Annotated in this window: 1 protein-coding gene; it reads left to right on the top strand. The window is 68.4% G+C overall.

Going from position 1 to position 206, the window contains the following annotated elements:
- Positions 1-206: alpha-amylase family glycosyl hydrolase (locus BN358_RS23605; RefSeq protein WP_255346894.1), on the top strand; the 206-nt coding region annotated here is incomplete at both ends.

Raw genomic sequence — 206 nt, 5'->3', positions numbered from 1 at the left:
CGGTGACCTGCCCGGCGTCCTCGCCCACCTCGACCACCTGAGCGCGCTCGGCGTCGATGTCGTGTGGATGTCGCCGGTGTACCGCTCGCCGATGGACGACAACGGTTACGACATCTCCGACTACACCGACATCGACCCGCTGTTCGGCACGCTGGCCGACCTCGACGCGCTGATCGCCGGCCTGCACGAGCGCGGCATCAAGCTGG

Origin of the sequence: Sedimentibacter sp. B4 (assembly GCF_000309315.1) — a bacterium.
Lineage (GTDB): Bacteria > Bacillota > Clostridia > Tissierellales > Sedimentibacteraceae > Sedimentibacter > Sedimentibacter saalensis.
The sequence above is the reverse complement of the archived record's forward strand: the minus strand, read 5'-3'. Positions and strand labels throughout refer to the sequence as shown.